The sequence below is a fragment of the Ruegeria sp. AD9 genome (genome assembly GCF_056542305.1).
On sequence record NZ_JBQFZP010000013.1, the window covers coordinates 64,398 to 88,952 of the forward strand.

At 59.2% G+C, this 24,555-nt stretch carries 31 protein-coding genes; 24 read left to right on the forward strand and 7 right to left on the reverse strand.

The window, feature by feature from the left end; translation table 11 throughout:
- Positions 1–44 precede the first annotated feature (44 nt).
- Both ACR0AM_RS16725 and ACR0AM_RS16730 read left to right on the forward strand, forming a co-directional pair.
- Positions 45–626, forward strand: coding sequence for an FMN-dependent NADH-azoreductase (locus ACR0AM_RS16725; RefSeq protein ID WP_480623514.1), 582 nt, complete (start codon positions 45–47; stop codon positions 624–626).
- A 72-nt stretch (positions 627–698) separates the two neighbouring features.
- Positions 699–1,436 carry an aspartate/glutamate racemase family protein gene (locus ACR0AM_RS16730; RefSeq protein ID WP_480538732.1) on the forward strand — a complete coding sequence of 246 codons (738 nt, stop codon included), beginning with the start codon at positions 699–701 and terminating at the stop codon, positions 1,434–1,436.
- On the opposite strand, the gene ACR0AM_RS16735 is transcribed toward ACR0AM_RS16730, so the two are convergent.
- Positions 1,437–1,967, reverse strand: coding sequence for a prolyl-tRNA synthetase associated domain-containing protein (locus ACR0AM_RS16735; protein ID WP_480519429.1), 531 nt, complete (start codon positions 1,965–1,967; stop codon positions 1,437–1,439). It lies immediately after the preceding gene.
- 87 nt (positions 1,968–2,054) lie between these two features.
- On the opposite strand from ACR0AM_RS16735, the gene ACR0AM_RS16740 reads away from it, so the two are divergent.
- Positions 2,055–2,570 (forward strand): hypothetical protein, encoded by a 516-nt coding sequence (locus ACR0AM_RS16740; protein WP_480623515.1) that lies wholly within the window; start codon positions 2,055–2,057, stop codon positions 2,568–2,570.
- 3 nt (positions 2,571–2,573) lie between these two features.
- Here the strand turns inward: ACR0AM_RS16740 and ACR0AM_RS16745 are convergent, their stop codons facing one another.
- Positions 2,574–3,461, reverse strand: coding sequence for a sulfotransferase domain-containing protein (locus ACR0AM_RS16745; RefSeq protein ID WP_480623516.1), 888 nt, complete (start codon positions 3,459–3,461; stop codon positions 2,574–2,576).
- A 259-nt stretch (positions 3,462–3,720) separates the two neighbouring features.
- Here ACR0AM_RS16745 and ffh point away from each other — a divergent pair, with 259 nt between their 5' ends.
- The 11 genes from ffh (at position 3,721) to ACR0AM_RS16800 (ending at position 10,581) form a co-directional block, all read left to right on the forward strand.
- Positions 3,721–5,229 carry a signal recognition particle protein gene (gene ffh / locus ACR0AM_RS16750; RefSeq protein WP_480494694.1) on the forward strand — a complete coding sequence of 503 codons (1,509 nt, stop codon included), beginning with the start codon at positions 3,721–3,723 and terminating at the stop codon, positions 5,227–5,229.
- A complete protein-coding gene (locus ACR0AM_RS16755; protein WP_480623517.1) occupies positions 5,229–5,783 on the forward strand; it encodes a GNAT family N-acetyltransferase in 555 nt (184 codons plus the stop codon). The genes ffh and ACR0AM_RS16755 overlap by 1 nt, the downstream gene beginning before the upstream one ends.
- On the forward strand, positions 5,780–6,322 hold the full coding sequence (locus tag ACR0AM_RS16760; RefSeq protein ID WP_480473928.1) for a GNAT family N-acetyltransferase: 543 nt from the start codon (positions 5,780–5,782) through the stop codon (positions 6,320–6,322). Before ACR0AM_RS16755 ends, ACR0AM_RS16760 begins: the two co-directional genes overlap by 4 nt.
- Positions 6,319–6,615, forward strand: coding sequence for a chorismate mutase (locus ACR0AM_RS16765; protein ID WP_209506121.1), 297 nt, complete (start codon positions 6,319–6,321; stop codon positions 6,613–6,615). Before ACR0AM_RS16760 ends, ACR0AM_RS16765 begins: the two co-directional genes overlap by 4 nt.
- Before the next feature lie 95 nt (positions 6,616–6,710).
- Positions 6,711–7,100: a 30S ribosomal protein S16 gene (gene rpsP, locus ACR0AM_RS16770; RefSeq protein ID WP_480623518.1), complete on the forward strand. Its 390-nt coding sequence runs from the start codon at positions 6,711–6,713 to the stop codon at positions 7,098–7,100.
- A gap of 12 nt (positions 7,101–7,112) precedes the next feature.
- On the forward strand, positions 7,113–7,748 hold the full coding sequence (gene bluB, locus ACR0AM_RS16775; RefSeq protein ID WP_480519417.1) for a 5,6-dimethylbenzimidazole synthase: 636 nt from the start codon (positions 7,113–7,115) through the stop codon (positions 7,746–7,748).
- A gap of 6 nt (positions 7,749–7,754) precedes the next feature.
- Positions 7,755–7,904, forward strand: a complete 150-nt coding sequence (locus tag ACR0AM_RS16780; RefSeq protein ID WP_162896811.1) for a hypothetical protein — start codon at positions 7,755–7,757, stop codon at positions 7,902–7,904.
- Positions 7,897–8,400 (forward strand): ribosome maturation factor RimM, encoded by a 504-nt coding sequence (gene rimM, locus ACR0AM_RS16785; RefSeq protein ID WP_480519415.1) that lies wholly within the window; start codon positions 7,897–7,899, stop codon positions 8,398–8,400. Before ACR0AM_RS16780 ends, rimM begins: the two co-directional genes overlap by 8 nt.
- The gene (locus ACR0AM_RS16790) at positions 8,400–9,215 is read left to right on the forward strand and encodes a hypothetical protein (protein WP_480623519.1); all 816 of its coding nucleotides are present in this window, start codon (positions 8,400–8,402) and stop codon (positions 9,213–9,215) included. Before rimM ends, ACR0AM_RS16790 begins: the two co-directional genes overlap by 1 nt.
- A complete protein-coding gene (gene trmD / locus ACR0AM_RS16795) occupies positions 9,212–10,021 on the forward strand; it encodes a tRNA (guanosine(37)-N1)-methyltransferase TrmD (protein WP_480623520.1) in 810 nt (269 codons plus the stop codon). Before ACR0AM_RS16790 ends, trmD begins: the two co-directional genes overlap by 4 nt.
- Before the next feature lie 134 nt (positions 10,022–10,155).
- A complete protein-coding gene (locus ACR0AM_RS16800) occupies positions 10,156–10,581 on the forward strand; it encodes a hypothetical protein (protein WP_480473933.1) in 426 nt (141 codons plus the stop codon).
- Here ACR0AM_RS16800 and ACR0AM_RS16805 read toward each other — a convergent pair.
- Complete coding sequence (locus ACR0AM_RS16805) at positions 10,578–11,378, reverse strand: glycoside hydrolase family 25 protein (protein WP_480473934.1); 801 nt, start codon at positions 11,376–11,378, stop codon at positions 10,578–10,580. The two genes, ACR0AM_RS16800 and ACR0AM_RS16805, sit on opposite strands and share 4 nt — an antisense overlap.
- Before the next feature lie 379 nt (positions 11,379–11,757).
- On the opposite strand from ACR0AM_RS16805, the gene rplS reads away from it, so the two are divergent.
- Together rplS and rpmE are read left to right on the forward strand one after the other, a co-directional pair.
- A complete protein-coding gene (gene rplS / locus ACR0AM_RS16810) occupies positions 11,758–12,141 on the forward strand; it encodes a 50S ribosomal protein L19 (RefSeq protein ID WP_480473935.1) in 384 nt (127 codons plus the stop codon).
- Positions 12,142–12,152: 11 nt separating this feature from the next.
- Entirely contained in the window at positions 12,153–12,374 is a 222-nt protein-coding gene (gene rpmE, locus ACR0AM_RS16815) for a 50S ribosomal protein L31 (RefSeq protein WP_480473936.1), read from the forward strand.
- A gap of 54 nt (positions 12,375–12,428) precedes the next feature.
- On the opposite strand, the gene ACR0AM_RS16820 is transcribed toward rpmE, so the two are convergent.
- On the reverse strand, positions 12,429–14,039 hold the full coding sequence (locus ACR0AM_RS16820) for an MFS transporter (protein ID WP_480623521.1): 1,611 nt from the start codon (positions 14,037–14,039) through the stop codon (positions 12,429–12,431).
- A 486-nt stretch (positions 14,040–14,525) separates the two neighbouring features.
- On the opposite strand from ACR0AM_RS16820, the gene ACR0AM_RS16825 reads away from it, so the two are divergent.
- Positions 14,526–15,335 (forward strand): division plane positioning ATPase MipZ, encoded by an 810-nt coding sequence (locus ACR0AM_RS16825; protein WP_480473938.1) that lies wholly within the window; start codon positions 14,526–14,528, stop codon positions 15,333–15,335.
- Between the two features lie 73 nt (positions 15,336–15,408).
- On the opposite strand, the gene ACR0AM_RS16830 is transcribed toward ACR0AM_RS16825, so the two are convergent.
- The 3 genes from ACR0AM_RS16830 to ACR0AM_RS16840 all read right to left on the reverse strand — a co-directional run bounded on the left by ACR0AM_RS16830 (position 15,409) and on the right by ACR0AM_RS16840 (position 18,017).
- Positions 15,409–16,014 carry a PIN domain-containing protein gene (locus ACR0AM_RS16830; protein ID WP_480623522.1) on the reverse strand — a complete coding sequence of 202 codons (606 nt, stop codon included), beginning with the start codon at positions 16,012–16,014 and terminating at the stop codon, positions 15,409–15,411.
- A 239-nt stretch (positions 16,015–16,253) separates the two neighbouring features.
- Entirely contained in the window at positions 16,254–17,525 is a 1,272-nt protein-coding gene (locus ACR0AM_RS16835; protein ID WP_480623523.1) for an adenylate/guanylate cyclase domain-containing protein, read from the reverse strand.
- Between the two features lie 39 nt (positions 17,526–17,564).
- Positions 17,565–18,017 (reverse strand): MarR family winged helix-turn-helix transcriptional regulator, encoded by a 453-nt coding sequence (locus ACR0AM_RS16840; RefSeq protein ID WP_480623524.1) that lies wholly within the window; start codon positions 18,015–18,017, stop codon positions 17,565–17,567.
- 57 nt (positions 18,018–18,074) lie between these two features.
- Here ACR0AM_RS16840 and hmgA point away from each other — a divergent pair, with 57 nt between their 5' ends.
- The 7 genes from hmgA to maiA all read left to right on the forward strand — a co-directional run bounded on the left by hmgA (position 18,075) and on the right by maiA (position 24,538).
- The gene (gene hmgA, locus ACR0AM_RS16845; RefSeq protein WP_267365046.1) at positions 18,075–19,430 is read left to right on the forward strand and encodes a homogentisate 1,2-dioxygenase; all 1,356 of its coding nucleotides are present in this window, start codon (positions 18,075–18,077) and stop codon (positions 19,428–19,430) included.
- Between the two features lie 36 nt (positions 19,431–19,466).
- Positions 19,467–19,601, forward strand: coding sequence for a hypothetical protein (locus ACR0AM_RS16850; RefSeq protein ID WP_480473942.1), 135 nt, complete (start codon positions 19,467–19,469; stop codon positions 19,599–19,601).
- A gap of 44 nt (positions 19,602–19,645) precedes the next feature.
- The gene (fahA, locus tag ACR0AM_RS16855) at positions 19,646–20,902 is read left to right on the forward strand and encodes a fumarylacetoacetase (RefSeq protein WP_480623525.1); all 1,257 of its coding nucleotides are present in this window, start codon (positions 19,646–19,648) and stop codon (positions 20,900–20,902) included.
- A gap of 87 nt (positions 20,903–20,989) precedes the next feature.
- The gene (locus tag ACR0AM_RS16860; RefSeq protein ID WP_209598814.1) at positions 20,990–21,940 is read left to right on the forward strand and encodes an MBL fold metallo-hydrolase; all 951 of its coding nucleotides are present in this window, start codon (positions 20,990–20,992) and stop codon (positions 21,938–21,940) included.
- A 134-nt stretch (positions 21,941–22,074) separates the two neighbouring features.
- A complete protein-coding gene (locus ACR0AM_RS16865; RefSeq protein WP_480623526.1) occupies positions 22,075–23,685 on the forward strand; it encodes an FAD-dependent oxidoreductase in 1,611 nt (536 codons plus the stop codon).
- 5 nt (positions 23,686–23,690) lie between these two features.
- Positions 23,691–23,888 carry a DUF2783 domain-containing protein gene (locus ACR0AM_RS16870; protein ID WP_480519396.1) on the forward strand — a complete coding sequence of 66 codons (198 nt, stop codon included), beginning with the start codon at positions 23,691–23,693 and terminating at the stop codon, positions 23,886–23,888.
- Between the two features lie 11 nt (positions 23,889–23,899).
- Positions 23,900–24,538, forward strand: coding sequence for a maleylacetoacetate isomerase (gene maiA, locus ACR0AM_RS16875; RefSeq protein WP_480623527.1), 639 nt, complete (start codon positions 23,900–23,902; stop codon positions 24,536–24,538).
- Positions 24,539–24,555 lie beyond the last annotated feature (17 nt).

The following is a 24,555-nucleotide window of genomic DNA, read 5'->3' on the forward strand; positions in this document are numbered from 1 at the left end:
ATTGGGATCAGAACAAGATTTCCCTGACCTAAAGGACCCGAAAAATGGCTAAAACCATCCTGCATATCGACGCCTCTGCCCGCCGCGCGGGTTCGACCACCCGCGACCTGTCTGACCGCATTGTCCGGCAGTTGGGTGCCGCCCGCATCATCCGCCGAGATCTGGCCACCCCCCTGCCCCTGCTGACCGAAGACTGGATCGCCGCCAACTTTACTCCGGCCGAGCAGCGCGACGACCTGCAACGCGACCGGCTGGCCCTTTCGGACGCGCTGGTGACCGAATTGCAAGAGGCCGATACCATCGTTATCGGCCTGCCGATCTACAACTTCTCGGTCCCCGCTGCATTCAAGGCCTGGATCGACCTGGTCGCCCGCGCGGGCCTGACCTTTTCCTATTCGGAGAACGGCCCAAAAGGGTTGCTGGAGGGGAAACGCGCCATTCTGGCAATCGCGTCGGGCGGTACTGCCGTCGGATCCGAGATCGACTTTGCCACCAACTATGTGCGTCACGTTCTGGGCTTTATCGGCATCCATGATGTAGCGGTCATCGCTGCGGATCAGATGGCGGTGAACCCCGAAGCCGCGCTGGAAAGCGCCAAAAAGGCGGTGACAGAACTGGCGGCCTGATCGCCTCTGGTCATTGAGCCCTGAAACGTCCAGTCTGCTGGTCAGATGGAACTGGCGGACCGGATGGCGCGCATGAAAAAGATCGGAATTCTGGGCGGTGTGGGTTGGGCCTCGACCGTGGACTATTACCGTGCCATTGCCGAGGGTGCCGGGCGTCACTTTGCGGCGCGCGGCCACGGCGCGCCCTTGCCGATCCCTGCCATGACCATCGAGTCCGTCACACAGGCCAAGACCCGCGCCCTGCGGGGTGTCGCCGGGGACGAAGCCAGCTGGGCGGCGTTTGATGCGGTGTTTCGCGACGCGCTGCTGACGCTGGAGCGCGCGGGATGCGATTTTGGCATCATAGCGTCCAACACCCCGCACGCGCGGCTGCACGCGATCAGACAGGGTGTTTCCATGCCCATCCTCAGCATTTTCGATGCAACGGCAGAGGCCACGGCCAGCACAGGCGTGTCAAACGCATTGGTGCTGGGAACAACCGTGACAATGCAGGCCACCAACTATGCGGATCGTCTGGCGGCCGAGGGCATCACCGCGAATGCGCGGCTGCCCGACCCCGAGATTTCCGAGATGCAGGCGATGATCGACAGTGATTTCTACGGTGGTGCCTCTGATGCGGCCCGCGCAAGACTGCTGGCCTTTTGCAACAAACATGCCCGTCCCGGAACCGCCATCCTGCTGGCCTGTACCGAGCTGCCGCTGGCCTTTCCAAAGCATCTGGATGACCCGGTATTCGAGGCCGATGGGCACCTGTTCATCAACCCGTCCGCCGCGCATGTCGCCGCCGCGCTGAAACTGGCGCTTGAGTGATCAGGGCAGCCACATAACGGTGCAACCGATGCGATCGAAGAACGCCATCACGTCGGATTGTTTCATCACAACGGTACGGTCATTGACCAACGGGTGCATATAAATCACCTCGGCCCCTTGGGCAGCGGCGTCCATGAAGAACTGCACATTGTTCTGCACACCGTTGATCATCGCCAGCGGGCTGACCGCGCCGGGGCGAATACCAAGGTTCTGCAACAGCCGGTCTGCCGAACCAAAGGACAGGGCGCCGACACCCAGTTCTGCGCCCAGCGCCTTGAGGTCAATCTCGCGGCTTTGTTCCAGCGTCACCAGGTAGTTGCGCTTTTTCTTGTCGCGCAGATACAGGTTCTTGACCCGCAACGCGTTCTCGCCCGGCACCATGAACTGGCCTTCTACGGCCTTGGAGTCCTCGACCGTACGCAAAGGAACATGGGTATGCAGGCGGTAGGGCAGCCCCCAGTCATCCAGCTGCGCCAACAGCGCGTCAGAACTGAGCGGCAATGTATCCTGAAATGTGGATGATGCGTCCATGGGGCCCTCCTGTTTGTAGCGCTCATCGCGCAACATGGCGGCGAATTCAAGCTGGGGCAGAGCAGAAAACGGTGCTAGCGTGCCGCCATGAAAGTCACACGAAACACTCCGACCCAACTGATCCTTGCCGACACGCCCTGGTTCATCGGAATCATGCTGGTCTTTTTCATACTGGCCTTTGTCGGCGCAGGGCTGGTCATGGTCAGTGACGGCGGCGAGAATATCTGGTTCGGGCTGTTCTTTGCACTAATCGGCGGCGGGCTAGGTGTCGGGGCGTTCTGCGTTTTCGTGCGGCGGGTTCAGGTCATTCTGGACCGCACAAAGAACCGCATTCTGATCCGCAGGCAGTCTGTCTTTGGCTATGAAGCGGTCGAGCATCAGCTGTCCAGCCTGTCCCATGCCGAAGTTGAAAGCTCGACTTTCCGCAGCGACAGCAGCAGTTCGACGCTGTATCGCCCGGTTCTGGTGCTGGACAAGGGAATGAGCGAAGGGCGTCATCCGATTGTCGATGCGTTCTCGAACGGGCGCGGCGCGCATAAACTGGTTGACGCGGTCAATGCATGGCTGCCCGCGCAGCAGCAAGACACGAAGGAACAGGCCTGACGATTACAGGACTTGTCCATGCTCCAGCCAGGCTCGGTCAGCCGGTGTCACCATTTCGGACAGGCGCGCGTCGTATCGGGCCATGTCATCGGTGGTCAGCTTGCCCTCCCATTTGTTGCTGGTCCCGGACGAGAAGAACTGCGCGTAATCCTGAAATGCGCTTTTGAAACCGGGCTGCTGCGAAGCGCGCCGGGCGTTTTCCTTCATTGAACCAAAGCTTGCGGCCTCAGCGATTTCGTCGATCATTTCTGGCGCGATCTCGGCCCCCAAGATGTTTGCGATCCGCGCCACCTGCCCCGGCAAATCGCGGCTGAGTTCGGCGTAATGCAGGAAATGGATGTTTGGCAGATGCCGGAAAGCGCAGAATGAACGGTAATGGTGGACATATGAGGCCAGCGTCAGATCGTCAGTGCCCTTTGACGAGGCGGGCCGGTCGAGGAACATCGCGAAGGCTTCGGACAGATCATCGGGAAACAGGTAGTCCAGCCAGTCGTCTTTCATGTTTTCCACATGGCGGCGCAGCGAGAAATGCACGTCAACCGGATGACGATGCACCACCAGATAGGTCGCATCCGGGGAATAGGTGATCCCGTCCAAAGGTGTGTGAGTCTTGATGCACCGTCTGTGCGTCTGTGCGGCAAGTATTCTGTCCTGCTCCTCACGATCTCTGAACCCGCAATCCAGCCAGGGTGAGACCGCGTTGTTGTACACGACTGGATCCGCGGTTTTGGTGATCAGCATTCGTACCAGCGTCTGCGTCCACGTGGTGCCGCATTTGGGAGGCGTGCAGACAAAGATGTCGTCGGGACGGATTACGAAGTCGGACCAGATATCGGTATTCGTGACTTCACCGACATAATCCTTGGTGCGCTGCGGCAATGGTTGACTCATGACCAAACTCCAAAACTGACCCCGACCTTTGGACGCTACACGAAAGTGGCCAGATGCTCAAAGCGTTTGCCTTGACTCGCAGCGCCCAGAGGCGTAGATGACCACCAAACATCCGGAAGCGTCTTGATCTTCCGGTCCCTTGAGTCGTTCAGGGATCGCCCCCCACCAGCGAGTTTCGCCCGTGGGGGCGTTTGTGCATTTAACCGACGCATCCTATCTAGGACGCGCCATCAGATAACCGGCTAAGGAGGCCGAAGGCATGTTTGAAAATCTATCCGAACGCCTTTCCGGCGTCTTTGACCGGCTGACCAAACAGGGTGCTCTGTCTGAAGAAGACGTCAAGACCGCCCTGCGCGAGGTCCGTGTTGCCCTGCTTGAGGCCGACGTCTCGCTGCCGGTGGCGCGTGAATTCGTAAAGAAGGTGCAGGACCAGGCGACCGGTCAGGCGGTGACCAAGTCGATCACCCCCGGTCAGCAGGTCGTCAAGATCGTGCATGACGCGCTGGTCGATACCCTGCGTGGCGAGGAAGACCCCGGCAAGCTGAAGATCGACAACCCGCCTGCCCCGATCCTGATGGTCGGTTTGCAGGGTTCGGGTAAGACCACCACCACCGGTAAACTGGCCAAGCGCCTCAAAGAGAAAGAGGGCAAGAAGGTCCTGATGGCCTCGCTCGACGTTTATCGCCCGGCGGCGATGGACCAGCTGGCGGTTCTGGGCGCGCAGGTCGGTGTTGATACGCTGCCGATTGTACCGGGCCAGAAACCCGTCGACATCGCCAAGCGCGCCAAGCAACAGGCCACATTGGGCGGCTATGACGTCTACATGCTGGATACCGCCGGTCGCCTGCATATCGACGAAGTGCTGATGGACGAGGTCGAGCAGGTCCGCAACGCGGTCGACCCGCGCGAGACCCTGCTGGTGGTTGACGGCCTGACCGGTCAGGTCGCCGTTGAGGTGGCCGAAGAATTCGACGCCAAGGTCGGCATCTCGGGCGTGGTCCTGACGCGGATGGACGGCGACGGGCGCGGCGGTGCGGCGCTGTCGATGCGCGCAGTGACTGGCAAGCCCATTCGCTTTGTCGGTCTGGGCGAGAAGATGGACGCGCTGGAGACCTTCGAGCCGGACCGGATCGCCGGACGTATTCTGGGCATGGGCGACATCGTTGCCCTGGTCGAAAAAGCCCAGGAAACGATGGAGATGGAACAGACCGAGCGCATGATGAAGCGCATGGTCAAAGGTCAGTTCAACATGAATGACCTGAAGATGCAGCTGGAACAGATGATCCAGATGGGCGGCATGCAGGGCATGATGGGCATGATGCCGGGCATGGGCAAAATGGCCAAGCAGATGGATCAGGCGGGTCTGGACGACAAGATCCTGCGCCAGCAGATCGCCTTGATCCAGTCCATGACCAAACGGGAGCGCGCCAACCCGCAGCTGCTGCAAGCCAGCCGCAAGAAACGGATTGCAGCCGGTTCGGGGATGGAGGTCAGCGACCTCAACAAGCTGCTCAAGATGCACCGGCAGATGTCGGACATGATGAAAAAGATGGGCAAGATGGGCAAAGGCAAGATGCTGAAACAGGCCATGAAGGGCATGTTCGGTAAAGGTGGCCCCAGCCCCGAAGACTTGGCCGCTGGCATGGACCCCAAGGCACTGGAACAGGCGGCCAAGGCGATGGGCGGCAGGATGCCCGGTGGTCTGCCTGGTCTGGGCGGCGGCATTGGGCTGCCTCAGGGCCTGAGCGGGTTTGGCAAGAAGAAGTAATGAACGCCTTCGCCCAACATATCCCCCGACTTGAAACCGAGCGCCTGATCCTGCGCGCGCCGTCCGAGGCTGATCTGGACGCCGATACCGCGTTTTTTGCCAGCGATGCGGCGAAGTTCGTCGGTGGACCACTGCGCCGGGATGAGGTTTGGCGACTGATCGCTTCGCTGCTGGGCCACTGGTCCCTGCGCGGTTACGGGTTCTGGAGTGCCGAGGAAAAAGCCTCGGGCACTTATGTCGGGCGGATCGGGCTTTGGTGCCCCGAAGGCTGGCCCGAACCCGAAATCGGCTGGACACTGATGAACCACGCCACCGGCAAGGGTTACGCGACCGAGGCAGCACTCGCCGCACGTTCCTATGCGTATGATGTTCTGGGGTGGGAGACGGCGATCTCGCTGATTGATCTGGACAATCTTGCCAGCAAGGCCGTGGCGAAACGGCTGGGCGCGCAGTTCGAGTATCACTATGACCACCCCAAATTCGGCAGGTCCGAAATCTGGCGTCACCCCGCGCCTGCGGATCTGGTGAATGGCGGGATGGAGGCCTACGCATGACCGCGTTCACCATCCCCACCGTTGAAACCGAACGCCTGATCCTGCGCGCGCCGCATCTGGATGATCTGCCTGCGCTGACCGCATTCTTTGCGACCGAGCGCAGCCATTTGGTGGGCGGACCCCGGGACGCGCTGGAAAGCTGGGGCATGTTGGCCAGACGCCTTGGGCACTGGGCGTTGAAAGGATTTGGCCTCTGGCACCTGACCGAGAAATCCAGCGGTCGGTTCGCTGGCGGCGTCGGCCTGATTGACGCCCCCGGCTGGGACGAGCCTGAACTGGGCTGGACCGTGATGGAAGATTTCGAAGGTAAAGGTTTTGCCTATGAGGCGGCGCTTGCCGCCCGGTCCTATGCGGCGCGGCATCAGGGCCTGAACGGGGTGATTTCGTACATCGCCCACGAAAACGATCGCTCGCGCGCTTTGGCCGAACGGTTGGGCGCAACGCTGGAGCGTGACAATGCCGAACTGCTGGGCCAGCCCTGCCAGGTGTGGCGGCACCCCAAGATTGACGTTTCGACACCCGAAAGGACCGGCCAATGAACAACCCCGTGACACGCGCGGCTGCATTGCTGAAAGAGCATCGCGAAAGCATCGACCGGCTGGATGCGATCCTTGTCTATACGCTGGGCGAGCGGTTCAAACACACACAGGCCGTTGGCAAGCTCAAGGCCGAACACAACCTTCCCCCGTCCGATCCCTCGCGTGAGGCCACGCAGATCGCACGGCTTGAAGACCTGGCGAAAGAGGCCGATCTGGACCCCGATTTCGCCAAGGCTTTTCTGAATTTCATCATTCAGGAAGTCATCCGACACCACAGGAAACACCAAGGGTGAACCAGAGGTTCAGCAACCATCAGAATTAACCGGAAAACACACCGGCCAATCAAATACACGCCTCCGGCGTGATGCCATTCAAAGGAGATACCACCATGGCAATGAAAATTCGTCTCGCCCGCGCAGGCTCGAAAAAACGTCCTTTTTACCGCATCGTGGCGGCTGACAGCCGGATGCCGCGCGACGGCCGTTTCATCGAGAAACTGGGCACCTACAACCCGCTGCTGCCGAAAGACAGCGAAGAGCGTGTGAAAATGGACATGGAACGCGTTCAGCACTGGCTGGATCAGGGCGCCCAGCCCACCGACCGTATCGCGCGTATGCTGGAAGCAGCCGGCACCCGTGACAAGGCCGAGCGCAACAACCCCAACAAGGGCACCCCGGGCAAGAAAGCTCAGGAACGCGCGGAAGAGAAAGCTGCAAAGGCTGCGGAAGCTGCCGAAGCGGCTGCTGCACCGGTTGAAGAAGCGGCTGCAGAAGAATAAGCAGGCCGAAGCGTGCGGGATCAGACCTTTACTGACGCATTTCGCACGCAGTTCGATCTGTTGTTGCGGCTCCGGCGCGATGTGCGCCGGTTCCGCGGCGACGCGGTAGACGAGGCAGTGCTTGCGCGCTGCCTCGACGCGTTTCGGCTGGCCCCATCCGTGGGGCTAAGCGAACCCTGGCGCGTGATCCGCGTCGATAGCGCAGCGGCCCGGGCTGCGGCGCTAAGGAATTTCCAAACCGCCAATGATGATGCCCTGGCGGGCTATTCCGGCGACAGGGCGCAGCTTTACAGCCGCCTGAAACTGTCGGGGATGCAGGAAGCGCCGGTGCAACTGGCCGTCTTCTGCGACGACAGTACCGACAAGGGGATGGGTCTTGGCGCGGGCTCGATGCCCGAGATGCGGCGCTATTCCGTGGTCTCTGCCATCACCCTGTTCTGGCTGGCACTGCGGACTGAGGGGCTGGGGTTGGGCTGGGTATCCATTCTGGACCCCGAACAGATGGCGCGCGATTTGGATGTACCGGACAACTGGCGTCTGATCGGGTATTTCTGTGTCGGATGGCCGGAACAGATATCTGACACCCCCGAACTTGAACAGGTTGGCTGGGAAAACCGGGCCGACAGCCTGAAGATCGAAACAAGGTAGCGCCAAATGTTCGGATTGATACGCCTTCCCATTCTGCTGCTGATCGCCTTTATTGTGGGCGTGTTCTTTGAGCGCAACAATCAGCGCGAAGCCTGCAACGGGCTTGGCGAATGGAGAAACGGGATCTGTTTGACGACGGGGGCTGCCAATGAGTGATCTGATCTGCGTCGGCAGCGTCGCGGGGTCTTATGGTGTACGCGGTGAAGTGCGCCTGAAAAGCTTCTGCGCCGTTCCCGAAGATATCGAGGCGTATTCGCCGCTGACGGATGAATCCGGCAAGGAACGCTATCCAGTGGTTCTGACGCGTACGATCAAGAACGGTTTTGCCGCCCGTCTTGGCGGCGTCGAAACCAAGGAACAGGCGGATGCCCTGAACGGTTTGCGCCTGTTTGCGCGGCGCGATCAGTTGCCCTCGTTGCCCGATGACGAGTTCTACCACACAGACCTGATTGGGCTTGAGGTCTATGACACCGGCGGCACCCTGCTGGGCAAGGTCAAATCCGTGCAGAACCACGGGGCCACGGACCTGCTGGAACTACACGGGCCGGGCCTGAAGGCGACGGTTCTGCTGCCGTTCACGATGCAGGTGGTGCCAACCGTCGATCTGGAACAGGGCCGCATCGTGGCCGACCCGCCCGAAGGCCTAATCTGATGCGACGTGTTCTGCTGCATCTGGGTTTTCACAAGACCGGCATGACGGCAGCACAGTCCTTTCTGCACGAAAACCGCGAGCTGATCTGGCCGCATTTCGCGCTGGTCCTTCCGTATAAGACCCGCAAGGCCGGGTTGAACGAAGCGGCCACGCGCCATTCGATCTATCGTCTGGATGACACGCTGGCAGGGTTTGGCGGTCAGCTGCACACGTTTTTCGACGGTCTGGATTTCGGAGCACGCCGGGGATTGATCCTGAGCGAAGAGAATTTTCTGGGCCTGCGCCCCAGCAGGAACAAAAGCGAAGGATACGGAGCCGCACCCGAACTGGCGGAAACGGTCGTCAGCGTGCTGCGCCGCCGTCTGGTGGGCGAAGAAACCGACATCACCGTCTACCTGTCGTTGCGCAATCGCGATGCGTGGTTGCGCAGCCTTTGGGCCCACGATCTTCACCTGTCGCGCATGGTTCAGGACCTGGACAGCTTTTGCGCCGATCTTGCGCATCTGCCGTCGCTACAGGACACGGCGGACCGGATTATGGACCGGTTGCCAACTGTCACGGTACGGACCGCGTGGATGGAAGCGCTGAAAGGCCACCACCTTGGATTGGGCGCACCATTTGCCGAATTTCTCGACCTGCCACCCGGGAAATCGGCGCGGCTAGTGAAGCCCGCGCATGAAAGCCCTCAGCTGTCCGACGACGTCCTGAGGGAACTGCTGGCCCTGAACCGATCATCGCTGGACGAAACGGCGTTGATCACTCAGAAAAAGGCCCTGATTCGAACCGCCCAACATGAACTGGCCCGCCAGAAATGACTGACAAACCCGGCAAATCCCATGGTCGCAAGGCGATCCGGGCCACGCTGAAACCGCGTGAGCTGATGACACCCACCCCGGACCTGCACGGCGTCTGGAAGGCCAAGATCATCACCCTGTTTCCAACTGCCTTTCCGGGCGTTCTGGGAGAAAGCCTGACCGGCAAGGCCCTGCAAGAGGGGTTGTGGCAGCTGGAAACCGTGGACTTGCGGCAGTTCGGTGTCGGCAGGCATCGCAACGTGGATGACACGCCTGCCGGGGGCGGCGCGGGTATGGTTTTGCGGCCCGATGTGTTGGGCGAAGCCATCGAGCACACCATGGCGGGCATTCAGGGCAACTGGCCACTGATTTACCTCAGCCCGCGCGGGCGGCGCATGGACCAGCGCATGATGCAGACCCTTGCGCGCTGCGATGGCATGACCCTGTTGTGTGGCCGGTTCGAAGGCGTGGATGAGCGCGTGCTGGAGCATTACGGTGTGCAGGAGGTCTCGTTGGGGGATTTCGTGATGACCGGCGGTGAGATTGCGGCGCAGGCCCTGATCGATGCCACGGTGCGCCTGATCCCCGGCGTTCTGGGCAATCAGGCCTCGACCGAAGAGGAAAGCTTTTCCTCGGGCCTGCTGGAACATCCGCAATACACCCGCCCGGCAGATTGGAAAGGCCGCCCGATACCCGAGGTTCTGATGTCGGGCCACCACGGCCGCATCGCCGAATGGCGTCACAAGATGGCTGAGGATATAACCCGCGAGCGGCGCCCGGATATCTGGGCCGACTATGCAAAATCCCGGTCGGATTCGTCTGAGTGACAGACCGAATTGTTGCAGACATGCCGCAGGTTCTGTGTTTGCCAGAATTCTATTTGCAGTTGATCATCTTCCAAAATATGCACGTTTGAAAGCCCTGCGTTTTCAGGGCCTTAAAACGAAAGACTAATTGCATTATGAAGAAGTTATTGCTTGGCGCTTTTCTGGTTGCCTCTGCCTGTACGACCAAACCACTGGGGATGTCCGTTCCAACGCAAGCCGGTCACAATCTGCATTCGGCGCGGGTAGCGGTCGATTCCTGTTCTCTGGAAGCTGACGAAGGCGGAAACAGCGCCGTCATCGGGGGATATGCAACGAATATCCTTTTATGGGGTATCCTCATCGGCCCAGCGATTACCGCCCCGATCCAGGACGAACTGCGCACGCAGGGCGAAATCGATCAGGTGGACCGCTGCCTGCAAGAGCGCGGTTTCGAACGCCGGGAACTGAGCGCAGGTGAATCGTTCTGGGTGCGCAACGCCTTTGGGGAAGAGCGTGAGCGCCGGTTGGACCATCTGGTTAGCGGCGGCACCATTGAAACCTACGGCGCACCAAAGACCTAACCCCCGGCCTTCCATCTGGCCCAGACGTCTGGCGTGCCATTGAAAGTGTTAATGTCCACCCGGCCCTGAACGCCCGGCACCAGACCAGTGCCGGTATATTGCCAGAATCGCCAGACCGCGCGGGGATAGACAGTGCGTGGGTGGCCTGCGACCGATCTCAGCCAGAACTCGGTCTTGGGCAGGCGCCCGATATCGGTGTCTTCATAGAAATCCACCGTGGTATAGACGATCGGGCGGCGGCCATAATGTCGTTCGAGAATGTCCAGAAAATGCTGCGCCTCGGCCCGGACGGTTCTGCCATCGGGGCGCAGCGTACAGGTCTTGGAATGCGGCGTCCATTCCATATCCAGCACATGCGGCAGGTCTGCCCCTTTGGGCACGTTCTGGATGAACCAGCGGGCCTGTTCCCGGGCCGAGCGGCAGAAATAATAATAGTGATAGGCGCCCCAGGGCACACCGGCCGACTGCGCGCCGCGGCGGTGATCGTCGAACAGGGGATCTGCCACGTCACCGCCTTCAGTGGCTTTCAGAAACACAAAGCTGACACCTGATGCCCGGGCCGTGCGCCAGTCAATCGGCCCCTGCCAGCGTGACACGTCAAGGCCATGGATCGGGTATTGTCCGGGGTGGCTCCCTTCCCAGTCATGGGGATCCGCGTCGCCAAAATCGGGGTAGATCACAAGTGGTGCTGTCCTGTCCACGCCCGGAACGGGTTCGACGGCCTGAGGTTTCGGGCCGCCTCGCCCGCAAGACATCAGCGCAACGGCCGTAATGGCCAGCATGAATGCCAATCGCATCATAGGGTCCTGTCTGAAATATCTGCTCATATTATTTGCCTCAGAATGCCTGATCTTGGCCGCTTGGCAACGCCTTAGTTTCAGGCTGGCGGATTCCTACCGGCCCGTTCGGCAAGACAGGGCGTTTTTCCCTTGATCCCTGCCTGCAATACCCTTAAACGACCGCAATCCGGTGCCGCGTTCTGCGACTCCGGTGTTTTGGTTTGCACCATGGCGTGACGTCCCGTTTTCTTCGGCAGGGATGCGCCGGGTCAGGCCAGACCAAAGGAACATTCGATCTGACCTCTGGCGGGCTGTACGCAGGACCCGGTGAAGACCAAGAGCTCTCAGGCCGTGCCCAACTTCGTGGACCAACCACGAGCAGATAGGAGAAAATGCGATGGACCTGATCGCACAGCTTGAGGCGGAACAGATTGCCGCCCTGGGGAAAGACATCCCCGATTTCAAAGCCGGTGACACTATCCGTGTCGGCTATAAAGTGACCGAAGGGTCGCGCACCCGTGTGCAGAACTACGAAGGCGTCTGCATCGCGCGCAACAACGGCAGCGGCATTGCCGGTTCGTTCACCGTTCGCAAGATTTCGTTTGGCGAAGGCGTGGAGCGTGTATTCCCGCTGTATTCGACCAATATCGACAGCATCACCGTTGTCCGCCGCGGCCGCGTTCGTCGCGCCAAACTGTACTATCTGCGCACCCGTCGCGGTAAATCCGCGCGTATCGCAGAGGTTTCCAACTACAAGCCCAAAGCTGGCGCCGAAGCGTAAGGAGCGGAAAGATGAAAAAAGACATCCATCCCGATTATCACGTCATCGACGTCAAGATGACCGATGGCACCATCGTTCAGATGAAATCCACCTGGGGCAGCGAAGGCGACCAGCTGGCACTGGAGATCGACCCTTCGGTACACCCTGCATGGACCGGTGGTTCGTCGCGCCTGTTGGACGCTGGCGGCCGCGTGTCGAAGTTCAAGAAGAAATACGAAGGTCTGGGTTTCTAAACCTTTGCCAAAGTCTTTCAAAGGAAGGTCGCCAACGGGCGGCCTTCTTTCGTTTCAGGCCCCTGTTTTCCCCGGTTTCTGATCCTTTGGTTTTGTAAGTTCAGCCGCGTCGTGCAATGGCGGAACCGGACCGCGCAACAGCAGCAGCGCGATCACCAGCCCTATACTGGCGGCGATCGCGGCCATGAGCATCGCCGCATCAAAGGCATTATCCCGCAGATCACGCAGCGCCCCGGCCAGCGCTGAACCAGTTGACGGGTCAAGCCCGGCAATCAGCTGTTCCACCTGTGTTGCCGTGCCATGTGTCAGGGCGCGCGCAAGGTCGTCGCGCTGCGTCGATCCGGCGGGCAGCGCGGTGATGACTTCTGACAGGCCCGAGCGGATGGTCAGAGCTTCGGCCAGACCGCCGACAACCGATCCCATCGTGGCCCCGAAATACAGGAATGCGTTGATCACCCCGGACCCCTGTCCGACATGTTCGTCAGGCAGCAAGCGAAGCCCAAGACGGGGCAGCAACGAAAAACAGATGCCGATGCCAACCCCCACAATGATCAGTTTCCACCAGATTTCAGCATAGCTGTCGATATTCGAGGTTGTTGTCAAAAGCAGGAAGCCGCAGGCCATCAACCCCATTGCAGCACTCACCGGCCATTGGAAACTGTATGGCGCAAGCAGGCGCGGCGCGGTGACAGAAATGACAAACATGCTCAGGCTCAGGGGCAGGATTGCCACGCCCGCCTCAACCGGTGAATAGCCGAACGCATCCGGGGACTGGACGAACACGTTAAAGTAGACAAAGAAACAGAACAACGCAAATCCCGCAAAGAACATCCCCGTTGCCGCCATAAGATAGCGCGGGTGCCGGAAGTACCGGAACTCGACCAGCGGATCGTCGCTGCGCCGCGAGGTGTAGACCAGACCGACAACTGCCAAAGCGGCGACACCCAAAGGAACGATGGTCAGGGCATTGTCCCATCCGTGTGCCTCACCGTTGCTGAGCGCGAAAGACAATGGGCCCAGCAGCAAGACAATGGCAATCGCCCCTGCGGTATCGAATTTTGCACCCTGAAGGCGCGTATCCGGGACATAGTTTTTCCTGCTGACCTGCAGGCCGATCACAAACGCAATGGCAAGCAGCACAAGGTCTGTGGCGAATACCCCGCGCCAGCTTAGAAAGTTGGCAAAGCTTCCTCCGACTATGGGCCCGACGCCTATCGCAAGGCCCACGATTGCGCCCCACACACCGGTCACACTGGCCCGTTGTTCCTCGGGCGTTGCGGCGGTCAGCAGGGACAATGAGGTGCCGAACAGGGCCGCAGCCCCTGCCCCCTGCGCGCCACGCCCGATCAGCAGCATCGCCGCGTTCTGTGAAAACAGCACCGAAGCCGAGCCACAGGCAAACACGATCATGCCAAAGAAAAAGACACCCATCTTGCCCGTGATATCCCCAAGCCGGCTTACAATCGTCACAAGGGCCGCACTGGCCACCGTATAGATCGCCATCACCCATTGCAGACCCGAGGGCGTCAGATCGAACTCGGCCTTCAGATATGGAAGGATGGTCGCAACAGCAGTTGTGTTGAAGCCAACGACCATCATGCAAATGGCTGTCATTGCAAGAACAACGCGTGAACCGCCTGAACTGTCCGCAGCAGTGTCCGGCATGCCTATGCCCCTTTCACCTGCTTTGAAGATGAACCGAAGAGGACCCGTGCAAAGCCTGCAAGGTTATTCGGTGTAAATCTGTTTGGTATTTAACCAAATTTTCCGCCCCCCGCATAGTTTTCACGATCCGGACCAAGCGGCGTCACCGCGAAAGGACCCTTTGGGAGCGCGATCTGTACATGTGTGAATCAGGCAAACGGCGCGATTGATTCCAGTGCGGATCGTTGCAGGCAGCGGTTGTTCAAGATGTTCGGGACTAGGCGCCGACACGGCGATATCGCTGCCAAGACCGTGATCGGATAGCCGATCAAGGCAGATCACCAGACTGGTGCCTTCCCGTAACCCGCGCACTGCGCTGTGTTTTCCAAAATAGAGTCCGATAATGCCCAAAAGCGCCGCTTGAGGTTCTTTTCATCGTAGGCGACACAACATATAGTGGGTGCCAACAACGTGTAGTCAAACACGGCAAGACTTGGGAATACAAGCATGGCACATATCATTGTGGTCGGTAACGAAAAAGGCGGCGCTGGAAAATCGACCGTGTCGATGCATGTGGCAACCGCACTGGCCCGACTGGGGCACAAGGTCAGCACGCTGGATCTGGACCTGCGGCAGCGCAGCCTTGGACGGTATTTCGAGAACCGGAACAACTTTCTGAAAAGCTCGGGCCTGACGCTGCCCGGCCCACGCCATCACGACCTGCCCGAGATTGATGCCAGCACGCTGAAGCCGGGCGAGAACATTTATGACCACCGCCTGTCTGCTGCCGTGTCGCAACTGGAAAGCGACAGTGACTTTATCCTGATCGACTGCCCCGGCTCCCATACACGCCTGAGCCAGGTGGCCCATTCGCTGGCCGACACGCTGATCACCCCTTTGAACGACAGTTTCATCGATTTTGACCTGCTGGCGCGGATTGATTCAAAGGGTGAGAAAATCCTTGGCCCGTCCGTCTATTCCGAGATGGTCTGGAACGCCCGGCAATTGCGGGCGCAGGCCGGGCTGAAGCCCATCGACTGGGTCGTTGTGCGCAACCGTGTCGGTACCCAGCGCATGGTCAACAAGGAAAAGATGCAGCGCGCGATCGAAATGCTGTCGCAGCGTATCGGCTTCCGCGTCGCGTCGGGCTTTTCCGAACGGGTGATCTTTCGCGAACTGTTTCCGCGCGGCCTGACCCTGCTGGATCTCAAGGATATTGGCGTCAAACAGCTGAACATCTCGAACATCGCAGCACGGCAGGAACTGCGCGACATGATGCGAGAGCTGAACCTGCCGGGTGTCGAAGTCGATTTCTGATCAGTTGTATTGGAGGCTGGTCTGCGCGGCAAACGGGCAATTCAAAACGCGAAATTCTCAGCCCCTAAGCCAGTCAGTGCTGGGTAATGTCGGGGCCATAACTGACTGATTGATCCGAAAAGACTACGTGACCACGTCTTTTCAACTCATCAACCAGCCTTTCCAGCTCTTCCTGCTCCAAGGTCTTTAAAAAAAGGGCGTTCATCGTTCCCTTAAGGGTTTTGATCTTCCTAGGACGCGAAGTTCCTCTAGACTTCAAGCTGTCAACAATCGCATCAATTTTTTGATCCAGCGAGCTTGCATTCGAGATTTTGACGAATGGGATCTCGGATAGGTCTGCATGACGGAAAGCGGGGAGCTTCCTTTGTCGCAGATGTGCAATCAATGGGTCGAAGCCTTTGTCACGAGAAATAACATGAAAACACGCATTGGCGTCTTTAGCAGAGAGTTCTCCTAAGTAGAACGCAATATGAAAGTCCAAGGCGTTCGAGCCATTCCCTGCTATCTTCTGATAAACAGCATTTTCTCCCAAGCTTTGCAGTGCTTGTGCAAAGTCATAGGGTATGCTTTTTTGATTGGCTCCTACGAAAACAATCAAGGTGCAAACATGTCCCCGAAGGAGTTCGAGGTTCTTGGGTTGAACATCTTCAAAGTCGATTAGTATGTAGTTGTTTTTCAAAGGCCGCACTCCAATTCGAGCTCAATGCAAATACAGGACGCCGGATCAGGTCAATATGAAGGTTTCCCTGATTACCCTGCGTAAAACCGCATTGTCGGCAATGGCCTCTAAACCAGCTATTCGTACAAATCCTCACCATTCTCGAACATTCGCTCCAACCCGCCGCTCGTACCCAGCTAAACAAAGGTGTTCCTTCACGACTTTCAGTTTCGGGACCGCTGAACGGAATAGCCTCGGTTTCACTTGGAATCTGATGGCCCGCCGGGACTGTATACCGTGAACAGCTCTTTGGGTTCGTTCACCCCGCGCAGCATGTAGCGCCCGAGCGAGATGAGGTCTTGCGCGCAGGGGCGTGCCGCGACCGCGACGTCGTCCGAGATCAGGATTCTCTGACCCAGCGACCGGTGCATTCCCGCGATGCGGGCGGCCTGATTGACGGCGGGGCCGATCACCGTGAAATCCAGCCGTGTTTCGGACCCGATATTGCCATACAGGATTTCGCCGGAATGCAGGGCCAGCGTGAAATTCGCAACCGGCAGCCCCTGCGCCTGACGTCTGGCGTTCAATTCATCCATACGGGCTTGCAGCAAGGGCACCGCGCTGAGCGCGGCACGGGCGTCCTCGTCGATTTCGCCGACATCGAACATGGCCATCAGCCCATCGCCCATGAATTTCAGGATATTCCCACCCTTGTCGTGCACAACGCCCACGGCCACGGCCAGGTAATCATTGAGCATGTCGATGATCTCGTGACCCGGCAGGTCTTCTGACAGGTTGGTGAACCCTTCCAGATCGAAATTCCAGATCACCGCATCGATCTGCTGCAATGATCCGCGACGAATCTCACCTGACAGGACGCGGCGCCCGGCATCACGACCCAGATAGACCCGCATCAGGTCTTCGGTCAGGTTCTGGTTCTTGGCGGATTTGAGCGCCAGCCCAAGATGCGGCAATACCGCGTGAATGTGCCTGAGATCGCTGTCATCAAACCCGGACGGCGCATCGCTGGCCCAGGACATCAGGACGCCATCACTGACTTTTTTGGTGCCGTCGGGGCGCATCTTCCCCGACCCCTCATACGAGATGCCGGTGGCATAATAATCGGTCGCCCCAACCTCTCTCAGGTCGTTCAACAACGGAAAGCGGCTGGGTTCATTATGGTCGACCAGTTTGACCCGGATTTCATCCAGATCCTCGTTCAGCAGCGCATAAAGCGGGCTTTGTTGCCACATTTCGCTGGGCGTATCCGTGTTTTCAAACTTCTCGGATTCACCGCCGGTGCTTTTGTACCAGCTATATCCGGTTCCGCCATAAACCGGGTGCAAGGTCGACTGCGCCGCATGAAACCGCATCAGCGGAATGCCCATATCGACCAGACTGGTGCAGAACCCTTCCAGCAACTCTTCCTGCCCGGCACCCTCAAGCCCCTTTTGGACCAACCAGTCGATCAGGGTGTGTGTGGATACCTTGGCAGGTTCAAATGACGTCATTTCAAATTCCGTATCAAGCATGACACACATCTGGGGACGGCAGGCACCAATTACCAGTGGTCAATCCGCGCCTGCCAACCGTCGCAACATCTGGCGCAGCAAGGCGGCATCTTTTTCGCTGAACAGACCCGACAGCCTGGCGTCATAGCTTGCGGCCACCCCGTACAAGTCGCGATACACGGCTTGTCCGGCTGGTGTCAGTGTCAGCCATTCCGCCCGCCGATCAGCCTCGTCCCGTGTGCGTTTCAGGTACCGGCGCTCCGCGAGCTTGGCAACTGCACGGCTGATCTTGGTTTTGTGCATTCCGGCCCGTTCACCAATTTCCTTGGCGGTCATTTCGCCAAACAGCCCCAGATGGAACAGCACCCGCCATTCGGTTCTGAGCATTCCGTACCGTCCCTTGTAGACAGCCTGAAATTCCAACGAGGCGCGCTCGGCTGCCTGGTTCAGCAGAAACGGCAGAAAATTCTGCAGGAAAAAGTCATCATTTTTTTCAGATTCGTCGTGTGTCATGCTTGTTAGTTACAAAATCAACTATTAACCGACAAGCAGCAAACGGAGGAATACGTAATGAACCGTCCGACGGATCCGCATTCATTGACGCAAGCAGCAACGCCTGTTGGTACCCATGCCGGTTACATGCCCGGCTTTGGCAACGACTTTGAAACCGAGGCGCTGCCCGATGCACTGCCGCAGGGGATGAACAGCCCGCAAAGGTGCAACTACGGACTTTACGGTGAACAGCTGAGCGGCACGGCCTTTACCGCCAACCCGCCTGAACGCACCTGGTGCTATCGTATTCGCCCGTCGGTAAAGCACTCGCACCGTTACGAAAAAATCGACTTGCCCTATTGGAAATCGGCCCCGTGCATCGACCCGGACGTGATCAGCCTGGGCCAGTATCGCTGGGACCCGGTGCCGCATTCCGACGAAGGTCTGAACTGGATGACCGGGATGCGGACCATGACGACGGCAGGGGACGTGAACACCCAGGTTGGCATGGCCTGCCACATTTATCTGGTTACCGAATCCATGGTCGACGACTATTTCTTCTCGGCTGATTCCGAGTTGCTGGTGGTGCCACAGGAAGGACGCCTGCGCTTTGCGACTGAACTGGGAATCATTGACCTTGAGCCCAAGGAAATCGCGATCATCCCGCGTGGACTGCTGTACCGGGTTGAAGTTCTGGAAGGCCCGGCACGTGGCTTTGTGTGCGAGAATTACGGCCAGAAGTTTGAACTGCCGGGTCGCGGCCCGATCGGGGCCAACTGCATGGCCAACCCGCGCGATTTCAAAGCTCCGGTCGCTGCCTATGAGGATCGTGAAACCCCGTCGACCGTGACGATCAAATGGTGCGGCCAGTTTCACACCACGAAAATCGGACACAGCCCGCTGGATGTGGTGGCGTGGCACGGCAATTATGCGCCCTACAAATACGATCTGCGCAATTATTGCCCGGTCGGCGCGATCCTGTTTGACCATCCCGACCCGTCGATCTTTACCGTTCTGACGGCGCCCTCGGGCCAGCCCGGCACCGCAAATATCGACTTTGTCCTGTTCCGCGAACGCTGGATGGTGATGGAGGATACCTTCCGCCCGCCCTGGTATCACAAGAACATCATGTCGGAACTGATGGGCAACATCTATGGCCAATACGATGCGAAACCGCAGGGCTTCGTTCCCGGTGGCACCAGCCTGCACAACATGATGATCCCGCATGGCCCCGACAGGGAAGCCTTTGACAAGGCATCCTATTCCAATCTGGGGCCGGAAAAGCTGGACCAGACGATGTCGTTCATGTTCGAAACCCGGTTCCCCCAGCACTTGACGCCGTTTGCCGCCAATGAGGCACCGTTGCAGGACGACTATATCGATTGCTGGACATCGCTAGAGAAGAAGTTCGACGGCACACCGGGCAAGAAGTGACCCTCAGACTGGGTTACCCGGACAGCACCCGTCCTGATGGCGATGAACATACCCATTCCGGTTGCAGGCGTACTGTCGCTGCAACCGGAAAACAAAGACGGGGCCTTGGCAGCCGACCTGCCGCAACCGCGCCCGTTCTGGGCTTTGGCGCCTGTCTTTCAGGGGTTATGATCGTTTCGAACCACGTACCAAGTACAACAAAATAGGGGCAAAATATGCCTTTGATGAAATCCTGGGTGGCCTCGGCCAACGACGCGGCGCATCCGTTTCCACTGAACAACCTGCCTTACGGTGTCTTCTCGACTGAAGGCGATGATCCACGCTGCGGTGTGGCCATTGGCGACATGATCCTGGACGTTACCGCCGCCGAAGCCGAAGGCCTGATCACCCTGACCGATGAACCGCAGTTCGATCTGCCGTTCTGGAACCCCCTGATGGAGGAAGGCCCCGCTGTCTGGACCGCCCTGCGTGAGCGGCTGATCAGCCTTCTGGCGGACGGCTCGGACGAACAAAGCAAGGTCGAACCGCTGCTTGTACCACAGGCCGAAGCCGAGATGCACTTGCCCTTCGCGGTCAGCGAATACACCGATTTCTATGCCGGGCGGAACCATGCCTTCAACGTGGGCACCATGTTTCGTGGCCCGGAAAACGCGCTGCCGCCGAACTGGTTGCACATTCCGATTGGTTATAACGGACGGGCGTCCTCGGTCGTGGTGTCCGGCACGGATATCCGCCGCCCTTGGGGACAGCTGAAATCCCCCGATCAGGACCTGCCCGCCTTCCTGCCCAGCCGCCGCTTTGATATCGAGTTGGAGATGGGCGCGATTGTCGGCACGCCCTCGGATGGCCCGATCACGGTTCAGGAAGCTGACGACCACATCTTCGGCTACGTTCTGCTGAACGACTGGTCGGCACGTGATATACAGGCCTGGGAATACCAGCCGCTGGGTCCGTTTCAGGCCAAGGCAACCGCAACCTCGATCAGCCCTTGGATCGTGACCAAGGCAGCCCTCGAGCCGTTCCGCTGTGATACGCCAGCCCGCGAGTTCGCGCTGCTGGACCACCTCAAGGATTGCGGCCCGATGCTTTATGACATCGATCTGGCCGTCACCATGGCACCCGAAGGCAAAGACGCCACGACCATCGCGCGGACCAACTACAACCAGATGTATTATTCCGCCGCGCAACAATTGGCCCACCACACCACATCGGGATGCCCGATGAACACCGGCGACCTGCTGGGGTCAGGCACCATATCCGGACCAACCAAGCCCGAACGCGGATCGTTGCTGGAACTCAGCTGGGGTGGGAAAGAGCCGCTGACGCTGAACACAGGTGAAACCCGCAGCTTCATCGAAGACGGCGACACGATGACCCTGACCGGCGCGGCCAGGGGCGACGGCTATACGATCGGGTTCGGCGACTGTACCGGCACCATTCTGCCTGCACTCAATTCCCCATTCGAGCGATGACGCACTGAGCTTCATCTTTTCCCAAATACTCCCGCCGGAGGCATCCAACCCCTGCCTTCCGCGCAACCGCAAAAGGACAAAACCAAGATGGCCAAAGCATTCGCGTCCCAGGGGGACATGTCGGAAAAGAAAATCTCGTTCACCGAAGTGGGCGAGGGGCTCTATGCTTTCACCGCCGAGGGCGACCCGAACTCGGGCGTGATCATCGGCGATGACAGCGTGATGATCGTCGAGGCGCAGGCGACCCCGCGCCTGGCCAACAAGGTGATCGAATGCGTGCGGTCTGTGACCGACAAGCCGATCACCCACGTGGCCCTGACCCATTATCACGCTGTACGGGTTTTAGGTGCCAGCGCTTTTGGAGCACAACAGATCCTGATGTCCGACATGGCCCGCGCCATGGTGGTTGAACGCGGTCAGGAAGACTGGGACAGCGAATTCCAGCGCTTCCCGCGCCTGTTCGAAGGGCATGAAAGCATCCCCGGCCTGACCTGGCCCACAACCACATTCAGCGACACGATGACCGTTTATCTGGGCAACCGCCGGATCGACCTGATGCATCTGGGGCGCGCCCATACCGCCGGTGATATCGTCATCCATGTGCCTGACCAGAACGTGATGTTCACCGGCGACATCGTCGAATATCACTCGGCCTGCTATTGCGGCGACGGGCATTTCAGCGACTGGGGCGACACGCTGGACGAGATCAAGTGGTTCGATGTCGACGCCATCGCACCGGGACGCGGCGACGCGCTGGTTGGCAAGGACATGGTCAATGCCGCCATCGAAAACACCCGCGATTTCGTCGAAAGCACCTACCGCCCCGCAGCCAAGGTTGCGGCGCGCGGTGGCAGCCTGAAAGAGGCATGGGACGCAGTCCGCGCCGAATGTGACCCTAAATTCGCCAGTTACGCGATCTACGAACACTGCCTGCCGTTCAACGTCGCCCGCGCCTATGACGAAGCCCGCGGTATCGACACGCCACGCATCTGGACCGCCCAACGCGATCTTGAGATGTGGGAGGCCCTGCAGGGGTAAGGAAAAACGGCCCAGTTTGATCCAGATCGTTTTAGGCGGCGGGATTCAGTGAAACCATATGCCAAAGGTTTCGGCACGTGCTGCCGGGGCACAGGACATGCAGCACTTTGGCGCATCTGCTTGGGGGGAAGCCCATGAACAAGATCTTTGAAACTCCGCTTTACGGCTATGAACGCAGCCCCGATCAGGACAGCCCGACGCCGGTTCGGCACAAGGTTATCGTGATCGGCGCGGGTCCGGTTGGTCTGGCCGCCGCGATTGATCTGGCGCAGCAAGGGGTCGACGTCGTGGTTCTGGACGAGAATGACAAGGTCAGTTTCGGCAGCCGCGCCATCTGTTTCTCGCAACGCACGCTGGAAATTGCCGACCGGCTGGGATGCGGACGCCGACTGGTCGACAAGGGCGTCCTGTGGGATCGGGGCAAGGTGTTCTTCGATGACCGACAGGTCTATGACTTCAACCTGCAACCGGAACAAGGTTATGCCAACCCTGCCTTCATCAACCTTCAGCAATACCATTTTGAGAACTATTTCGTTGAACGGGTCCGCGAGTTGCAGGCAGAAGGCGCACCGATTGAGATACGCGGGCGCAACAAGGTCGAGGCGATTGGCACGCATGACGATCACGTGCGGCTGGAGGTCGGGACGCCCGAAGGACCTTACACAATCGAAGCCGATTGGCTGATTGCCTGTGATGGCGCGACCTCCCCCGCCCGGCGGATGTTGGGCATTGATTTCGAAGGACGGATTTTCGAAGACAACTTCCTGATTGCAGACGTGATCATGGATGCGGATTTTCCGTCTGAACGCTGGTTCTGGTTCGATCCGCCGTTCAATCGCGGGCAATCCGCATTGTTGCATAAACAGCCCGACAATGTATGGCGCATCGACTTGCAGCTGGGTTGGGATATCGACAAGGAACGCGAAAAGCGCCCCGAGAACGTGATCCCCCGCCTTAAGGCAATGCTTGGGGATGATGTCGAGTTTGAGCTGGAATGGGTCTCGATCTATACGTTCCAGTGCCGTCGCATGGAAAGCTTCCGCAAGGGCCGTGTCCTGTTTGCGGGCGACAGCGCGCATCAGGTCAGCCCCTTTGGCGCGCGCGGGGCCAATTCCGGCCTTCAGGACACCGACAACCTGTGTTGGAAACTGAAGCTGGTTCTGGATGGGAAAGCACCTGAAACTCTGCTGGACAGCTACAACGCCGAACGCGTGTACGGGGCCGATGAGAACATCCTGAATTCCAGCCGGTCGACCGATTTCATCACCCCGAAATCCGAGATGTCGCGGATCCTGCGCGATGCGGTACTGGACCTGAGCGAGCATTATGACTTCGCCCGCCCGCTGGTGAATTCTGGCCGCCTGAGCCAGCCCTGCACCTATGATGGAACTTCGCTGAATTCTGCGGACGCGCTGAACGGCCCCGCCGGAACGCGACCGGGTTCGGCCTGTCCCGACGCTCCGCTTGGTGACGAGTTTCTGCTGCCCAAGCTTGCAGGCAAGTTCACGCTTCTGACCATCGATGCAGACGCCCCTGATGCCCTGGAAGAAGACGGGATCGAGGTCACGCGACTGGCGCTGTCGGTCAAGGATGACATGACGCTGGCCCTCAAACGCCGCTATCTGGGCGACGCGACCAGCGCAGTCTATCTGATCCGCCCGGACCAGCATGTGGCCGCCCGGCGTGACAGTTACGAAGAAAACACCTTCCGGCACGCGATCCGCAGAGCCTGCGGTAAGGAGTAAGCCCTATGTCAGACCTGATCCTAACCCCGAACATCAAAGACGCCGATGACTTCTATGCCGAACTTCTGGCCGCACATGAGGGCCTGGAAAAAGCCGACAGCGACGCGCTGAATGCGCGGCTGGTGCTGGTGCTGGCCAACCACATCGGTGACAGTGCAGTGCTGACGGACGCCCTTCGCGCTGCCGCTTTGACTGACAATTGACAGGCCCGGACGTGAGCGACGTCGTCCTTTATGACTATTGGCGGTCCTCGGCCAGTTACCGGGTGCGGATCGCCCTGAATCTGGCCGGGATCGCGTATCGCCCGGTTGTTGTCGATCTGGTCGGCGGCGCACAAAAGAGCGATGAACATATCGCTCGAAACCCGCAGGGCTTTGTGCCGGTTCTGGATATTGACGGGCTGCGGTTGACGCAATCGCTGGCCATCCTCGACTATCTGGACCGGACCCGGCAGTTGAACCTTCTGCCTGATGATCCGGCGGAACGTGCGCGTGTTCAGGCACTGGCTTATGCGATTGCGGTCGACATCCACCCAGTCTGCAACCTGTCGGTTGCGCGCTATGCTACGACCCTAAGCCATAATGCCCCCGACATGCCCGGCGACTGGATGCTGCATTTCATCAAACCCGGGTTGCAGGCGTTTGAAACCATGCTGGGGGATTTCGAACAGGCCCCCTACTGTGTTGGGTCAAAGCCCGGTCTCGCCGACCTCTGCCTGATCCCGCAGATCTATAACGCGCGCCGGTGGCAGGTTGATCTGTCGGATATGCCCCGCCTGCTGCGGGTTGAAGAGGCCTGCGCCAATCACCCGGCCTTTGTCGCGGCACATCCCGACGCACATGCGCAGGGTTAACATTGCACAGACCCTGT

Coding starts and splice junctions, on each gene's coding strand:
- ACR0AM_RS16725 (WP_480623514.1), top strand. CDS start 45: ATGGCTAAAACCATCCTGCATATCGACGCCTCTGCCCGCCGCGCGGGT.
- ACR0AM_RS16730 (WP_480538732.1), top strand. CDS start 699: ATGAAAAAGATCGGAATTCTGGGCGGTGTGGGTTGGGCCTCGACCGTG.
- ACR0AM_RS16735 (WP_480519429.1), bottom strand. CDS start 1,967: ATGGACGCATCATCCACATTTCAGGATACATTGCCGCTCAGTTCTGAC.
- ACR0AM_RS16740 (WP_480623515.1), top strand. CDS start 2,055: ATGAAAGTCACACGAAACACTCCGACCCAACTGATCCTTGCCGACACG.
- ACR0AM_RS16745 (WP_480623516.1), bottom strand. CDS start 3,461: ATGAGTCAACCATTGCCGCAGCGCACCAAGGATTATGTCGGTGAAGTC.
- ffh (WP_480494694.1), top strand. CDS start 3,721: ATGTTTGAAAATCTATCCGAACGCCTTTCCGGCGTCTTTGACCGGCTG.
- ACR0AM_RS16755 (WP_480623517.1), top strand. CDS start 5,229: ATGAACGCCTTCGCCCAACATATCCCCCGACTTGAAACCGAGCGCCTG.
- ACR0AM_RS16760 (WP_480473928.1), top strand. CDS start 5,780: ATGACCGCGTTCACCATCCCCACCGTTGAAACCGAACGCCTGATCCTG.
- ACR0AM_RS16765 (WP_209506121.1), top strand. CDS start 6,319: ATGAACAACCCCGTGACACGCGCGGCTGCATTGCTGAAAGAGCATCGC.
- rpsP (WP_480623518.1), top strand. CDS start 6,711: ATGGCAATGAAAATTCGTCTCGCCCGCGCAGGCTCGAAAAAACGTCCT.
- ACR0AM_RS16780 (WP_162896811.1), top strand. CDS start 7,755: ATGTTCGGATTGATACGCCTTCCCATTCTGCTGCTGATCGCCTTTATT.
- rimM (WP_480519415.1), top strand. CDS start 7,897: ATGAGTGATCTGATCTGCGTCGGCAGCGTCGCGGGGTCTTATGGTGTA.
- ACR0AM_RS16790 (WP_480623519.1), top strand. CDS start 8,400: ATGCGACGTGTTCTGCTGCATCTGGGTTTTCACAAGACCGGCATGACG.
- trmD (WP_480623520.1), top strand. CDS start 9,212: ATGACTGACAAACCCGGCAAATCCCATGGTCGCAAGGCGATCCGGGCC.
- ACR0AM_RS16800 (WP_480473933.1), top strand. CDS start 10,156: ATGAAGAAGTTATTGCTTGGCGCTTTTCTGGTTGCCTCTGCCTGTACG.
- ACR0AM_RS16805 (WP_480473934.1), bottom strand. CDS start 11,378: ATGCGATTGGCATTCATGCTGGCCATTACGGCCGTTGCGCTGATGTCT.
- rplS (WP_480473935.1), top strand. CDS start 11,758: ATGGACCTGATCGCACAGCTTGAGGCGGAACAGATTGCCGCCCTGGGG.
- rpmE (WP_480473936.1), top strand. CDS start 12,153: ATGAAAAAAGACATCCATCCCGATTATCACGTCATCGACGTCAAGATG.
- ACR0AM_RS16820 (WP_480623521.1), bottom strand. CDS start 14,039: ATGCCGGACACTGCTGCGGACAGTTCAGGCGGTTCACGCGTTGTTCTT.
- ACR0AM_RS16825 (WP_480473938.1), top strand. CDS start 14,526: ATGGCACATATCATTGTGGTCGGTAACGAAAAAGGCGGCGCTGGAAAA.
- ACR0AM_RS16835 (WP_480623523.1), bottom strand. CDS start 17,525: ATGCTTGATACGGAATTTGAAATGACGTCATTTGAACCTGCCAAGGTA.
- ACR0AM_RS16840 (WP_480623524.1), bottom strand. CDS start 18,017: ATGACACACGACGAATCTGAAAAAAATGATGACTTTTTCCTGCAGAAT.
- hmgA (WP_267365046.1), top strand. CDS start 18,075: ATGAACCGTCCGACGGATCCGCATTCATTGACGCAAGCAGCAACGCCT.
- ACR0AM_RS16850 (WP_480473942.1), top strand. CDS start 19,467: ATGGCGATGAACATACCCATTCCGGTTGCAGGCGTACTGTCGCTGCAA.
- fahA (WP_480623525.1), top strand. CDS start 19,646: ATGCCTTTGATGAAATCCTGGGTGGCCTCGGCCAACGACGCGGCGCAT.
- ACR0AM_RS16860 (WP_209598814.1), top strand. CDS start 20,990: ATGGCCAAAGCATTCGCGTCCCAGGGGGACATGTCGGAAAAGAAAATC.
- ACR0AM_RS16865 (WP_480623526.1), top strand. CDS start 22,075: ATGAACAAGATCTTTGAAACTCCGCTTTACGGCTATGAACGCAGCCCC.
- ACR0AM_RS16870 (WP_480519396.1), top strand. CDS start 23,691: ATGTCAGACCTGATCCTAACCCCGAACATCAAAGACGCCGATGACTTC.